General features: G+C 56.9%; 15 protein-coding genes and 1 tRNA gene. 2 read left to right on the top strand and 14 right to left on the bottom strand.

Annotated elements, in window-relative coordinates; translation table 11 throughout:
- Positions 1-6: 6 nt before the first annotated feature.
- The 6 genes from BQ8290_RS12650 to BQ8290_RS12625 form a co-directional block, all read right to left on the bottom strand.
- Positions 7-522: a GNAT family N-acetyltransferase gene (locus tag BQ8290_RS12650; RefSeq protein ID WP_108790857.1), complete on the bottom strand. Its 516-nt coding sequence runs from the start codon at positions 520-522 to the stop codon at positions 7-9.
- 31 nt (positions 523-553) lie between these two features.
- Positions 554-784, bottom strand: a complete 231-nt coding sequence (locus tag BQ8290_RS12645; protein ID WP_108790855.1) for a DUF4170 domain-containing protein — start codon at positions 782-784, stop codon at positions 554-556.
- A 150-nt stretch (positions 785-934) separates the two neighbouring features.
- Positions 935-1,549 (bottom strand): hypothetical protein, encoded by a 615-nt coding sequence (locus tag BQ8290_RS12640; RefSeq protein WP_108790853.1) that lies wholly within the window; start codon positions 1,547-1,549, stop codon positions 935-937.
- Positions 1,533-2,000 (bottom strand): hypothetical protein, encoded by a 468-nt coding sequence (locus BQ8290_RS12635; RefSeq protein ID WP_108790851.1) that lies wholly within the window; start codon positions 1,998-2,000, stop codon positions 1,533-1,535. The genes BQ8290_RS12640 and BQ8290_RS12635 overlap by 17 nt, the downstream gene beginning before the upstream one ends.
- Positions 1,997-2,434: a phage holin family protein gene (locus BQ8290_RS12630; RefSeq protein ID WP_108790849.1), complete on the bottom strand. Its 438-nt coding sequence runs from the start codon at positions 2,432-2,434 to the stop codon at positions 1,997-1,999. Before BQ8290_RS12630 ends, BQ8290_RS12635 begins: the two co-directional genes overlap by 4 nt.
- A 32-nt stretch (positions 2,435-2,466) precedes the next feature.
- The gene (locus BQ8290_RS12625; protein WP_337661394.1) at positions 2,467-3,141 is read right to left on the bottom strand and encodes a hypothetical protein; all 675 of its coding nucleotides are present in this window, start codon (positions 3,139-3,141) and stop codon (positions 2,467-2,469) included.
- 192 nt (positions 3,142-3,333) lie between these two features.
- On the opposite strand from BQ8290_RS12625, the gene eno reads away from it, so the two are divergent.
- Positions 3,334-4,623, top strand: coding sequence for a phosphopyruvate hydratase (gene eno / locus BQ8290_RS12620; protein ID WP_108790845.1), 1,290 nt, complete (start codon positions 3,334-3,336; stop codon positions 4,621-4,623).
- A gap of 87 nt (positions 4,624-4,710) precedes the next feature.
- Here the strand turns inward: eno and BQ8290_RS15220 are convergent, their stop codons facing one another.
- The 6 genes from BQ8290_RS15220 to BQ8290_RS12590 form a co-directional block, all read right to left on the bottom strand.
- Positions 4,711-5,331, bottom strand: a complete 621-nt coding sequence (locus BQ8290_RS15220; RefSeq protein ID WP_337661393.1) for a winged helix DNA-binding protein — start codon at positions 5,329-5,331, stop codon at positions 4,711-4,713.
- Between the two features lie 313 nt (positions 5,332-5,644).
- Entirely contained in the window at positions 5,645-5,899 is a 255-nt protein-coding gene (locus tag BQ8290_RS12610; RefSeq protein ID WP_108790843.1) for a hypothetical protein, read from the bottom strand.
- Positions 5,900-6,049: 150 nt separating this feature from the next.
- Positions 6,050-6,472: a 6,7-dimethyl-8-ribityllumazine synthase gene (ribH, locus tag BQ8290_RS12605; RefSeq protein WP_108790841.1), complete on the bottom strand. Its 423-nt coding sequence runs from the start codon at positions 6,470-6,472 to the stop codon at positions 6,050-6,052.
- 5 nt (positions 6,473-6,477) lie between these two features.
- Complete coding sequence (ribB, locus tag BQ8290_RS12600; protein WP_108790839.1) at positions 6,478-7,728, bottom strand: 3,4-dihydroxy-2-butanone-4-phosphate synthase; 1,251 nt, start codon at positions 7,726-7,728, stop codon at positions 6,478-6,480.
- A 125-nt stretch (positions 7,729-7,853) separates the two neighbouring features.
- A tRNA-Lys gene (locus tag BQ8290_RS12595) sits at positions 7,854-7,929 on the bottom strand.
- A 114-nt stretch (positions 7,930-8,043) separates the two neighbouring features.
- Positions 8,044-8,403 carry a hypothetical protein gene (locus BQ8290_RS12590; protein ID WP_337661392.1) on the bottom strand — a complete coding sequence of 120 codons (360 nt, stop codon included), beginning with the start codon at positions 8,401-8,403 and terminating at the stop codon, positions 8,044-8,046.
- Between the two features lie 219 nt (positions 8,404-8,622).
- Here BQ8290_RS12590 and BQ8290_RS12585 point away from each other — a divergent pair, with 219 nt between their 5' ends.
- On the top strand, positions 8,623-9,333 hold the full coding sequence (locus BQ8290_RS12585) for a helix-turn-helix transcriptional regulator (protein WP_337661391.1): 711 nt from the start codon (positions 8,623-8,625) through the stop codon (positions 9,331-9,333).
- A 22-nt stretch (positions 9,334-9,355) separates the two neighbouring features.
- Here the strand turns inward: BQ8290_RS12585 and rodA are convergent, their stop codons facing one another.
- Complete coding sequence (gene rodA, locus BQ8290_RS12580; protein ID WP_108790833.1) at positions 9,356-10,486, bottom strand: rod shape-determining protein RodA; 1,131 nt, start codon at positions 10,484-10,486, stop codon at positions 9,356-9,358.
- Positions 10,486-12,459: a penicillin-binding protein 2 gene (mrdA, locus tag BQ8290_RS12575; RefSeq protein ID WP_337661512.1), complete on the bottom strand. Its 1,974-nt coding sequence runs from the start codon at positions 12,457-12,459 to the stop codon at positions 10,486-10,488. The genes rodA and mrdA overlap by 1 nt, the downstream gene beginning before the upstream one ends.
- Positions 12,460-12,494 lie beyond the last annotated feature (35 nt).

Genomic DNA, 12,494 nt, shown 5'->3' with positions numbered 1-12,494 from the left:
AGTCTTTTAGATAATAAGAGATTTTTCCATCGCGTAATTGTGTATCGGAACCGATCCGCCGGGCCCTTCTATGGTGAAGTCCCGGCGACCGGTTGCCGCGTATCCCGCTTTCTCAAAAGCAGATTTTGCCAATTCGCTGGCCTCGGTGAACAAGCGTTCCACGCCGCTTGATCGAGCTTGTTCTTCTGCTTTGGTCAAAAGCAGGTTTGCAAGGCCGCGCCGCGTGTGGTCGGGATGGCAATAGAGCATGTCGAGATGCCCGCTGCTGACGCCAGATTGTTCAATCGGCGGTTCCAACAATGAATAGGCCACGGCAATGTCGTTTGAATCGGCGGCAACGAAGATGGCATGGCCTATGGCGACGCGTTCCAAGAATCGTTCGGGGCCGGGGTGGTGCGCGGCCCACGCGTCAACCTGCTCGGCGCTATAGCGCGCCGAACCCACCGCGCGGATCGCGGCCAGGGTTAGCGATGCGAGCGATACCGCATCGCCATCACGGAACGGTCGAAGGGTGTATTCCATTGGAACAATGTTGTGTGAGGCCGGGAACCATTTAGCTTTCTGGTGTCAGAAGCTTATGGATGTGCACAATAACATACTTCATTTCGGCATCATCCACGGTCCGCTGTGCCTGCGCGCGCCATGCGTCAACGGCGGCATCGTATGAACTGAACACGCCAACCACATGGACACTCTCAGGATCCTGAAAATCGTGTCCACGAGGGTCTTTGACTTTGCCGCCCATAACAAGGTGCAGGCGTTGTTCTGTGGTGGTTTCTTCCATGTGATCGATCCTTTTGAACGATGTTCCGGGCCTGGGATCCGGTTCTTTGCCCCAGGTATGGGCGATGCGCCCGCAATTATGGGCGCCGTTTAGCGCACCACGCGGTGATAACAAGCCGTGTGTTTACCGCGGGCCCGGCTTAATCGTTGCTCAGTTCGAGACCCGGTCGGTCAAATCACGCACCGCGCGCTCGGCTCTACGCCGGGTGCGCCGGGTTACTGTGCGAGTTTTGTCAGCTGCGGTGCCGGCGGCATAGCTGGCCTCACGGCGCAGTTCGCGCGCCTTTGCGCTTGCGCTGTCGCTGATGTCTTCGGCGGCTTCTTTACCCGATCGCGCGGTGTCCATCGCCTCATCGATCAATTTTATGCCGTAGGCGACAATCGCGTCGGCCAAAAGAGCACCAAAGGCGTTGCCGCGTTTGCGCGCTGCGCTGCCCACGCTTTTTGCCGCGCCGCTTGCCGCTCCGCCAACTGCGTCCGCAGCGCCGCCGACTGCACCCACAGCGCCTGTGGCCGCGTTGCGTGCTGCGCGGCGACCCGGTTTTGTCATCGCGCCGATAAGGATGCCAACGGCAATGGCGCCGCCTAATACCGTAAGAGGGTTTTGTTTTACATAGGATGACGCCGCACCAATTACTTCTTCTGCTTGGTCGGCGAGGGTGCGTTCAGCGATCCGGCGCTCGCTGGCTTCAATCTTTGCGCGCAATTCATCCCGCTTGTCAGAGCGGTTTGCGGAAGGGGTGGGGCTGTCACTGCTCATCATCATCTCCGGATGGCTTTTCTGATACGGGGGTTGGCTGCGGATTTGGTTGCGGTGTTGGCTCGGCGGGGTCTTGGACGTCATCGGCATCGGGTTCGCCAGTTTCGCCATCACCGGTTTCTTCAGGCGTGTCTTCGGATTCGGTTTCCGCAGAGATATCGCTGTCATCATCGAATGCATCATCATTCAACAAGCCTACGATCTCCAAAATCGGCTCTCTCGCCAGCCATAGAAGAAAGGCGCCGATCAAAAGCGCGATGATCCCGCGCTTATCGTCGGAATGGGTTTTGGCGACTTCGAAGACATCCTTCGCCCCATCGCCAATCCGACCACCAACACGGGTCGCGACACCTTTGGCGGAGAAGCTGGTCCGGGCGTATTCGATATCGGCCATGATGACGGCGCGCGCGCTGTTGCGAAGCGCTCGGTCTTGGATGAACTGTTTGTCGAGCTTCATGCTTCACTGTCCGCATGTTTTGTGTCGTCGCTTGATGCAAAGATTGCGGACAGCAACGACACGCGGCGAAATGCAATCCAACCCAGCGCGCCAACAATTAGGAACAGGGCGCCGACCACGATCGCAATGGCCCACCAAATGTTCACGAGCGGTTCGAGCGCGATAACCAATCCAACCGCAAGCGCGAGAAATGCGATGTTGAGCAGGATAAGCGCGAGAATGGCACAAACGACGACAATGCCGACGCTTTTACCCGCCAGTTTTGCGCGGGTCTTTTGAAACGCGGCCTCTGCTTCGAGATAGGTGCGCCCATCATCGATCAACGCCGCCAATTCGTCGGTCAGCGATTCTTCAAAGGCCGGGTGCGCGTCTAGGCCGGGGGCGGATCCGGACACAGATGCATCTGTGTCCGGGTGCCGATCTGTTTCTTCCATTCAACGGCCCCCAAGCCAGACGCGCGTAAGCGTTAGTCGTTTGATCCGCGGAACATGCGTGCAATCAAGAACCCAGCGACCGCCGCAATGCCCAGAGCCACGCCTGGGCTTTTACGGACCATTTCACGGGCATCGTCGCCCAATTCCTCGACGCTTTTCGCTTCGAGCTTGGCCGATGTTTCGGCCAGGCTGCGCGATGCGGTTCGCGCGTAGTCGCCGTATTCTTCGCCGAAACGATCATCAATCTGATCGGCGGTGTCGCTAACCACTTTACCGAGTGTAGAGATGCCATCGGAGACGGCGGTCTTGCCTTCGGTTGCCAATTCACCAGCGCGAGTGCGGGCTTTATCGCCGTATACTTTGGCGTCGTTCATCAAATCATCTCCTCGGCTCTTGGCCTGATCACGGTATTCCTCGGCGCGGCTCTCTGCTTCGGTGCGCAATGCCATGGCGCCTGCTTTGGCTTCTTCCAACGCGGCGTTGAAACGGCTCTTTGCCTCACCACCGGTGGTGTTGGTGTTTGTTTCCGCTGATTTCGCTGTTGCTACGGCTTTTTTCGGCGCAGCCTTCTTCGCAGCGGTTGATTTCGCCGGCGCTTTCGCAGTCGTTTTCGGGGCGGCGCGTTTGGTTGTGCGCTTCGCCGCCGGTTTGGCCGCTGTCTTTGCCGGAGTTTTAGCCGGCGTCTTTGTTGGTTTAGTGTCTGCCATAGTTTCTCTTTGCCCTTCCTTTGCGCGCTTTGCCAGTGCGAAAACGCGCAGGTGTGATATGTAAAAAATACGCAGCTTGCGCCACGCGGTTCCGATGAATAGGGGAGCGGAACATGCGGGGCCGGTTTTGGACCAATTGGTTTCAAACCCGGTGTCTTACTGACATAGCACACTTTCAGGCCGGAGACAAACATGACCGCCATTATTGATATCCATGCACGCGAGATTCTCGACAGTCGGGGCAATCCCACCGTCGAAGTGGACGTTTTGCTCGACGACGGCAGTTTTGGCCGCGCTGCAGTGCCATCTGGCGCGTCTACGGGCGCCCACGAAGCGGTTGAATTGCGCGATGGAGACGCCGATCGTTACAAAGGCAAGGGCGTTCTAAAAGCGGTTGAGGCCGTGAACACGGAAATGCGCGATTTGTTGATCGGGGCGTTCGACGCCGAAGATCAACGCGACATTGACCTTTCGTTGATCGCTTTGGACGGCACCCCGAACAAGGCACGATTGGGCGCAAACGGCATTTTGGGCGTTAGCCTTGCAGTTGCAAAGGCCGCGGCGAATGCGCGGGGTCTTCCGCTCTATTCGTATCTGGGCGGCGTATCCGCGCATGTTCTACCGGTGCCAATGATGAACATCATCAATGGCGGAGAACACGCTGACAATCCGATCGACATCCAAGAATTCATGATCATGCCAGTGGGCGCCCCTGACATCGCCGAAGCGGTTCGTTGGGGCTCAGAAGTGTTCCACACGCTCAAGAAAGGCCTTTCGGACAAAGGATTGGCCACGAGTGTGGGCGATGAAGGCGGGTTTGCGCCTGATCTGGCCAGCACACGTGCGGCGCTCGATTTCATTATGGCGTCGGTGGAACAGGCTGGGTTCAAACCAGGTGAAGACATCGTCCTAGCCCTCGATTGCGCCGCGACGGAATTCTATCGCGACGGCAAATACGAAATCTCGGGCGAGGGGCTTAGCCTCGACGGTGCCGGAATGGCCGAATACCTTGCCAAATTGTGCAATGATTATCCGATCCGCTCGATCGAAGACGGTATGGACGAAGACGATTTCGAAGGCTGGGCCGCCGTCACTCAAATGATTGGCGATCGGGTCCAATTGGTCGGAGATGATCTGTTTGTGACCAATCCGGCGCGGCTGTCCGACGGGATCGACAAAGGATTGGCCAATTCGCTTTTGGTGAAGGTCAATCAGATTGGTACCCTGACCGAGACTTTGGCCGCTGTCGATATGGCCACACGCGCCCGCTACACTTCGGTAATGAGCCACCGTTCGGGTGAGACAGAAGATGCAACGATCGCCGATTTGGCGGTTGCGACCAATTGCGGTCAGATCAAAACCGGTTCGCTTGCGCGGTCGGACAGGTTGGCAAAATACAACCAGTTGATCCGCATCGAAGAGGAATTGGGCGACAGCGCGGTTTATGCCGGGCGTGGCTGTTTCGGCGCTCTATCCGCGTAAGATCCGGGGCTTTGGCAAGGAATAGGCCGAGCCCGATATCACAGGGTGGGTAGGAACAGGCCCGGCCGTCTGGACAAGCGGGAGCGTCTAAATCGACGTTCCCGCGCCAGAGAAGTATTGATCCATCGATGCAATGCCGCGATCGGTTAGCCGGACCAGAACTCGGCGCTGATCCTCGGGGTCGTGTTCGCGCAGGATTAGATCGTTTTCCGCCAACACACCCAACCATCGTAGGCCTGTGGTCGGCGGTGCCGCAGAACCAATGCATGCGCTGGACACAGAGACGGGTTTTTTTTCGGCATGCGCGATATACAGGTCGAGAAGGATGTCCCACGCAGGCTCCCCGAACAACTCTGCATTGCCAAACAACGCGGTGCGCCGACGTCTTTTATCGTACACCTGACGAGCGGCGGCGGCGTAGATTGCCCGCTGTGTTAGAGGATCATGATGACCCAACCGGGTTTCCGATGTTGGATGGGCATGGACGGGATGGGCGTGATCGCTCAAACCGCTGGCCAAGCGAACCGGCTTTATCGGCGCAGTGGGATCTTCTTTTTGCGGTGTGGAATGTTCGCCGCGGCGCAGTTCATTGGCGATCATGGCCAGTTGATCGGCCAAACTGTCGAGGTTTAGACCCGCCTCTTCGGCTTGCTTTGCGTCTTGGATATGCAGATCGGCCAACAAGCGCCCGTCTTTGAGCTCGTTCATGACCGCACCGACGATGCCGAGGTAACGGACTGCGGCGCTGCATCTTCCCTTAGAGGGGCGCGGTTGGTCGCATGGCGATGGGCCGCGCCGAACGGCACGGGGATAGGCCCATTTGAATTGCAGCGCACAAGGATGCTGGCTGACGCCAAGACGGTCTCCACTTGGGGGCAGACACCAAATTGGTCGATCAGATTGATCAGAAATGCCCCTCTCGCCTATTAGGCGAAGGACTTAGGGCTGCACATTACGGAAAAGCGCGTAGGTCACGCGCGTTCGCCATTAACGCTATGAATGTGTTGGCTTTAAAAGTGACCTAGTGCGTCACTCTGGGGATGTCGCCGTTCCCAATGTGATCCCAATTGAAATCATCGCAATGAGATGGTGTCGGGCTTTGCTCCTGACACAATTTGACGATGGCTTCGAGATTGCCGTTCAATTGTTCTATCGCTGCATTGACGTGGATGGCTGCGAGGCCAGCGCCCAAATGGTCAAGCCGATCAAGGGTGCGTTCGAGCGCCCTTCTACAGTCTTGCAGTTCGAGCGTTTCGCCGATTGTCAGGTTGATCACGTTTGTATCCGATCCAGTGCGACCCGGGTTTTTTGGAATTGCTTTGCTTACCGATTGTTAGGCTGCTCTTATGAAGAACTGTATCCGTAGAAACACCTATTTCGGGCCTAAAAACGGCCGATACACGTCTTTTGGGCGCAATTCTCTTACCTAGCGGTCAAATCGTTCTGCCAATTTCAGCAACGCGATTGCCGCTTTTGCCGCTTCGCCGCCTTTGTCCTTCTGCGCTGGATCGGCGCGTACCAAGGCTTGATCGTCGTTCTCTACAGTCAAAATGCCATTGCCGATTGCGATACCATCCATGGTCAATGCCATGATCGCCCGCGCGCTTTCCCCGGCAACAATTTCAAAGTGGTAGGTTTCACCGCGAATGACGACGCCGATCGCGACAAAACCGTCGTATTCGCCACTTTCCGCAGCCAAGGCGATGGCGCCCGGAATTTCTAAGGCACCCGGCACAGTGAGGACTTCTGTTTCGTGTCCCTCCGCTTCGAGAGCGGCCTTTGCCCCGGCGACAAGCATGTCGTTGAGCGCGGCATAGAAACGGGCTTCGACGATTAGGAATTTGGCCATGGGGATTACTCCGGAATAGATTTGTGATCGGTGATCGTGATGCCGTAACCGTCTAGCGCGACAAGGTCAGGTCGGGAATTGGACAAGAGAACCATTTCGTTCACGCCCAGATCGGCCAAAATCTGACTGCCGATGCCAATGTTGCGGATTTCCTCATCCTGAGTCCATTCGCCGCTTGAACCGACACGTTGGGTTAGAATGACAATCACGCCCGATCCGTGATCGCCAATTGCATCCATCGCCCGTTGCAAAGTGCGTTTGCGCGGGCCGGGTGCGCCAAGGATATCGTCGAAGACCGAAATGGGGTGAACCCGGGCAAGGGTAGGCTCATCGGCGGAGACGTGCCCTTTTTGTAGTACATAAGCTTCGCTGTTGGCGACGCGATCGCGATAGGTGATCAAACGCCACTGCCCGCCATAATCGCTTTCAAAATTCCGCTCACCCAAGCGCTCAACCAGATGGTCGTTGCGCATGCGATAGGCGATCAGATCGCGAATGGTGCCAATTTTAAGCCCATGTTTGCGCGCAAAGGTCACGAGATCTTCGAGACGCGCCATCGTCCCATCTTCGTTCATGATCTCACAGATCACGCCGCTGGGGTTCAACCCGGCCAAGCGTGAGATGTCGACCGCCGCCTCTGTGTGACCGGCGCGCACCAAAGTGCCACCGTCGCGTGCGGTTAGAGGGAAGACATGGCCAGGTGTGACGATGTCATCCGGTCCCTTTGTCGCGTCAATCGCTACCGAGATGGTGCGCGCACGGTCCGCTGCGGAAATGCCGGTGGTCACGCCTTCTTTCGCCTCAATCGAGATGGTGAAGGCGGTTTGCATGCTTTCTTTGTTGTTGCGGCTCATCGGTTCCAGCGCGAGTTGATCGACGCGTGCCTTATCCAAAGCGAGACAGATCAGGCCGCGCCCATGCGTCGCCATGAAATTTACGGCCGCCGGCGTTGCCATCTGTGCCGGGATAATAAGGTCGCCCTCATTCTCGCGATCTTCATCGTCGACCAGAATGTACATTCTGCCGTTGCGCGCCTCGTCGATAATCTCTTCGATACCGACAAGAACAGGGCTGTCGTCATTGGCGTCTAAGAACGATTCGAGTTTGGCGAGAGTGTCGGCGGTCGGATTCCAATCCGGCTCCGTCGCCTCGCGCAAAGTGTTTGCATGGAGACCAGCAGCGCGGGCCAAGCCGGCTTTGGTCATCTCGCCGCTGTCAATGAGAGTGCGGACGCGTGTGATGATCGATGTGCTCATTGTGGCTATTTATCACATTATAATGTGATGGCAACCTATCGAATGTGCTATCAGATGTGATCGCGGCGTCACAAAAGACCGTTCTATGCAGGACTGTTGGAAGGGAAAGCCTCTATCGATGATGGTGGTGGACGCAGTAGGGTTCGAACCTACGACCCGCTGATTAAGAGTCAGCTGCTCTACCAACTGAGCTATGCGTCCGTACCGATCCATTCCATCGGTGCCTCATGGGGAAGGGGACTTTGTCATCCCATCCGAATCACGAATGGCGCGTATAACGGTCATACTACAAATGACCACCGTATTCGGCTGCGGTCACGCAGCCACTTTTCCGCCTTTGGTTTGTCCTTGGGTGATCACCGCATCCAGACGCGACTGTGCGTCTGCGTCTACGATCACGACGGATTCAAAGGCATCGCCAATATTGTGGTCGATCGCAATAATCCCGCTGTTTTCGAGTTGCGCAATCACGGTCAAGGCTTTGGGTTGGGACATATCGGAGATTTTGTGCAACTGGCGAAGGGTTGTTTCGTACCCCTCCGAGCGGTGGCGGATCAATACTTTGGCCATGCGTTCCATATCATCGGTGGTCGCATACTGTTCTGGGGTTGGCCTCCGCTGCCAGGCAAGAAGGGTGCGACAGACGCGATTTTTGGCGTTCCGCAAGCGGGTCATGATCAAAACTCTCATCGTTAAAACAGGTGCCTGACGGCAATCAGCGCCATTTGGGGGGTGCGCTTCTGCCGTCAGGACTTAAGCGTTCAACTACGTGCCGATTGTTTCGGTTTTGCGACCCGAACGCCGGGAGCTCCTCAGAGCCTGCGCGGCTTCTGGCCGATGTTTACGTTTACGGAAAGTCGCCCAATTGGGGGACTTATGGTAACAAGATGTATCATGCAGCGGTTTTTCGACCAGATCGAGGCTTTGACCGACATCGGCGCGGTGCTCCGTTTCGCGCGCGATACTTGCTGGGCACAAGGCGTCGTCCGCATGAGTTATCACGTGACACCGTTGTTCGACGAACCGACTTCCCAGACGCCCGCTGTCTACACCGAGGGGTACAGCCCGGAATGGCTTGCGCTTTATCAGGATGAGGAATTCCGGAAGGACGACCCCATTCCGCAACGGGTTTTGCGCCACGGTGGGATGATGACCTGGAAAGATGCCATGGACGCCGGACAGAACAGTCCGGGCAATGACGCATATTTTTCCCAGATGCTGCGCCACGGATTGATCCACGGGTTTGGTGTTCCGTTGTTTGGTCCGGGCGGCCGCGACGCGTATTGCGCGTTTGATTTCGATCGAGCGGTATCAGAGGTGCCCAGCGGTCCAATGGGCATTGTTCGCAGCGTGGCGCAATCGTGCCATCAACGGATCTGTATTCTGCTGGATGAGAGTGCCCAAGTCCCCGCTTTGTCCGAACGAGAAATCGAAGTGTTGACGTGGACCGCTAAGGGAAAATCGGTCAGCGCCATTGCTACGATCCTCGATTTGTCGCCGGACACGGTGAAAACCTATTCCAAAAGGATCTACGTCAAATTGGACGTTAGCGACCGTGTTGGTGCGGTTGTGAAGGCGTTAAGATTGGGCTTGGTTCGGATTTGATCCGAGGGTCTGACGCTCCCGCCTAGCTCGATAAGCCGCCGCGCGGGGCGTTGCGGTTCCACCGATTGACCATCATCATCGCGCCGATACAAATCATGTTGGTCATCATTGATGACCCCCCATGGCTCATAAACGGAAGCGGTATGCCAACGACCGGGGCCATTCCCATGACCATCAACAAATTGACCGCGATGTAGAAGAATATCGTCGCGGCCATGCCGGCAGCGAGCAAGTTGGAGAACCGATCCCTGTTGTCCCGCGCAACGGACAAGCCCCAGCGCAAAATAATGCTGAACACGGCGAGCACAAACAGCCCCCCGACCAAACCCCATTCCTCCGCCATAGTGGCAAAAACGAAATCGGTGTGGGGTTCGGGCAGATATTGCAAATGGCTTTGCGACCCGTTGTTGAACCCTTTGCCAAAGATGCCGCCCGATCCGATCGCAATTTTGGATTGGGCGATGTGATATCCAGCGCCCAGCGCGTCGGCTTCGGGGTCGAACATCGTCATCACCCGGCGCTGTTGATAATCCTGCAAGCCAAAGAAGAACACCAGCGGCGCTGCTGCGATGGCTGCCGCTCCGCCGGTTAAGAACCAACGCATCGGCAATCCTGCCAACAACATGACGACGCCGCCGCCGAACACAATCGCAAGTGATGTTCCCAAATCCGGCTGCAGCAATACCAGACCGACGGGCATGCCGATCAATGCCCCCGGCACGACCAATGCCCGCCAACTGGCTATCATACCGACGGGAAGGCTTGAGAAGTAATGCGCCAACGTCACGACGATCACGGGTTTCATCAATTCGGATGGCTGAAGATCCATAAACCCAAGGTCCAGCCACCGCTGACTGCCGCCGCGCACCTGACCCAAAATTTCAACCGCCAACAACATCAGCAAAACGACGATATAGGCGGGGTAGGTCATGAACCGCACAAAATTGCGGGGTAACGATGCGATCACCGATGCCATCACCAAGAACACGCTGAACCGGATAAGATGCGATGAAGCATAGGGGGTCATTGAACCGCCCGCCGCCGAATACAGAACCGCAGCCCCGAATGCGACCAGCAGAAACAAGGGGATCAACATGCTCCATGGCTGTCGGGCGATGGGTTCGGGGATAATGCCGCCGCGTGCGCTTTGCATCAGTATTGCCCTTCGCGCGGAGCAACAAATTCGTCGGCAATTTTCTCAGATTGCTGCGCGGCAACGCGGGCTTCTGCCTCGACCCTGTCAAAAATCTCTTCGTCGCGACGGGGAGGGGGCGCAACCGTTGCGCCTCTTTCCGCGGCGTATGCTGCGTAATTCTTCTCCAACCGTTCCTGTGCGGTGCCGCCCCATTGTTGTTCGAGCGATCTGAGCGCATCCAACCCTTTTTGCGGGTCAAACAAGAATGTCATCACGTCACGAGCAATGGGATAGGCGGAACCCGAACCACCGCCGTGTTCAATCACAACGGCCCCGGCGTATCGGGGGTTTTCGGTTGGCGCGAAGAATGTGAAGAGGCCGTGATCGCGATATTTCCATGGTCCCGTGCGGCCGTTTGAAACGCTCAATGAAACAACCTGAGCCGTGCCCGTTTTGCCCGCAATCTGTACGTCGGGCAGGGGCAGGCGCGCGCGCCGAGCGGTGCCCGCACCGTTGACGACATTGCTCATGGCCTGACGGATATGGCCGATTTCCTCGCTGTTGAAATTGTAGCTGAGCGGATCTTCTTGCACCCCACCAAGGATCAAACGCGGGTTAAGCCGACGACCCGTGGCAAGACGCGCGCTCATCACCGCCAATTGTAAAGGGCTGGCCAGGTAATACCCTTGCCCGATTGACGCGTTCACTGTGTCAAACGGTTGCCATTCGCGTCCGAACTTATTGAATTTCCAATCCGGTGTCGGGACCGTGCCGTAAAACTGGCTGGTGACGGGCAGCGGAAATTCCTGACCCATGCCCAGGTCCTTGGCCATCGTCGCAACCTGATCAAAGCCAACAGCTTGGGCGAAATGATAGAAATAGCTGTCGCACGATTGGGCAATGGCTTTGTCCATATCGACAACGCCGTGATTGCTGTGACAGTTAAAGAAGCGATTGCCGATCCGCCGCCCACCGCCGCACACAATCGTATCGGTTGGCTTTACCCCTGCCTTCAAGAATGCCATGCAATGCATCGGCTTTACGGTCGATCCCGGTGGATAGAGACCTTTCAAAACCTTGTTGCGCAATGGCACCCGGCGATCTTCGCGCAACATGGAATATTCCACACTCCCGATCCCGTCGGAAAAGCTGTTCGGATCGAAACTGGGCATGGACGCCATGCACAAAAGGTCGCCGGTGAGACAATCCATCACCACGACCGATCCGCTTTCAAGGCCGATCCGGCGCGCGGCGTAATCTTGTAGGGGACCATCAATGGTCAACCGAACCGGATCGCCTTGAATATCGTCGCGCGTTTCCAGATCGCGCACGATCCGTCCGCCGGCGGTGACTTCGACACGGCGAGCACCCGGCACCCCGCGCAAGTCCTGTTCAAACTGTTTCTCCAATCCGTCTTTGCCGATCTTATGGCCCGGCGTGATCAAGATGGGATTGCGGTCTTCTTCGTATTCTTCGGCGTTGGCGGGACCAACATAGCCGATCAGATGGCCCACGCTGGATGCGGTCGGATAGAACCGAGAAAAACCGCGTTGGGGAACCACGCCCTGCATATCGGGGAGACGCACGCTGAGCGCGGCGAATTGTTCATAATCCAATCCGCTGGCGACCTCGATTGGCGCAAACCCACGCGAAGCGGCGACTTCGGTTTTGAGGTCAGTGATGCGATCGGGTTCCAGCCCAAGTAGCCCACCGATTTGATCCAACATTGCGTCGGCATCGGTCAATCGTTCCGGGATGACATCCACGCGGAAATCGGCACGATTGGAGGCGAGCGGGGCGCCATTGCGATCCAGGATCCAACCCCGTCGCGGCGGGATCAAGGTGAGGTTTACCCGATTGCTTTCGGATTCCAGCCGGTATTTTTCATTCTCGGCTATGGCGAGATAGCCCATACGCGCGGCCAACAATATGCCCACGCCGTATTGCAACCCGCCGACAACCACGGCGCGCCGGTCGAATGTATGTTTCAATGTGGATGCGTTGACGAATGATGCGCGTTTGTTTT

Source organism: Erythrobacter sp. Alg231-14, from assembly GCF_900149685.1.
In the GTDB taxonomy this organism is placed as follows: Bacteria; Pseudomonadota; Alphaproteobacteria; order Sphingomonadales; family Sphingomonadaceae; genus Erythrobacter.
This window is presented reverse-complemented; position numbering and strand designations above follow the sequence as displayed.

Bases quoted from the DNA above. Each gene is read 5' to 3' on its own strand.
- BQ8290_RS12650 (WP_108790857.1), bottom strand. From the start codon at position 522: ATGGAATACACCCTTCGACCGTTCCGTGATGGCGATGCGGTATCGCTC.
- BQ8290_RS12645 (WP_108790855.1), bottom strand. From the start codon at position 784: ATGGAAGAAACCACCACAGAACAACGCCTGCACCTTGTTATGGGCGGC.
- BQ8290_RS12640 (WP_108790853.1), bottom strand. From the start codon at position 1,549: ATGATGATGAGCAGTGACAGCCCCACCCCTTCCGCAAACCGCTCTGAC.
- BQ8290_RS12635 (WP_108790851.1), bottom strand. From the start codon at position 2,000: ATGAAGCTCGACAAACAGTTCATCCAAGACCGAGCGCTTCGCAACAGC.
- BQ8290_RS12630 (WP_108790849.1), bottom strand. From the start codon at position 2,434: ATGGAAGAAACAGATCGGCACCCGGACACAGATGCATCTGTGTCCGGA.
- BQ8290_RS12625 (WP_337661394.1), bottom strand. From the start codon at position 3,141: ATGGCAGACACTAAACCAACAAAGACGCCGGCTAAAACTCCGGCAAAG.
- eno (WP_108790845.1), top strand. From the start codon at position 3,334: ATGACCGCCATTATTGATATCCATGCACGCGAGATTCTCGACAGTCGG.
- BQ8290_RS15220 (WP_337661393.1), bottom strand. From the start codon at position 5,331: ATGAACGAGCTCAAAGACGGGCGCTTGTTGGCCGATCTGCATATCCAA.
- ribH (WP_108790841.1), bottom strand. From the start codon at position 6,472: ATGGCCAAATTCCTAATCGTCGAAGCCCGTTTCTATGCCGCGCTCAAC.
- ribB (WP_108790839.1), bottom strand. From the start codon at position 7,728: ATGAGCACATCGATCATCACACGCGTCCGCACTCTCATTGACAGCGGC.
- BQ8290_RS12590 (WP_337661392.1), bottom strand. From the start codon at position 8,403: ATGACCCGCTTGCGGAACGCCAAAAATCGCGTCTGTCGCACCCTTCTT.
- BQ8290_RS12585 (WP_337661391.1), top strand. From the start codon at position 8,623: ATGCAGCGGTTTTTCGACCAGATCGAGGCTTTGACCGACATCGGCGCG.
- rodA (WP_108790833.1), bottom strand. From the start codon at position 10,486: ATGCAAAGCGCACGCGGCGGCATTATCCCCGAACCCATCGCCCGACAG.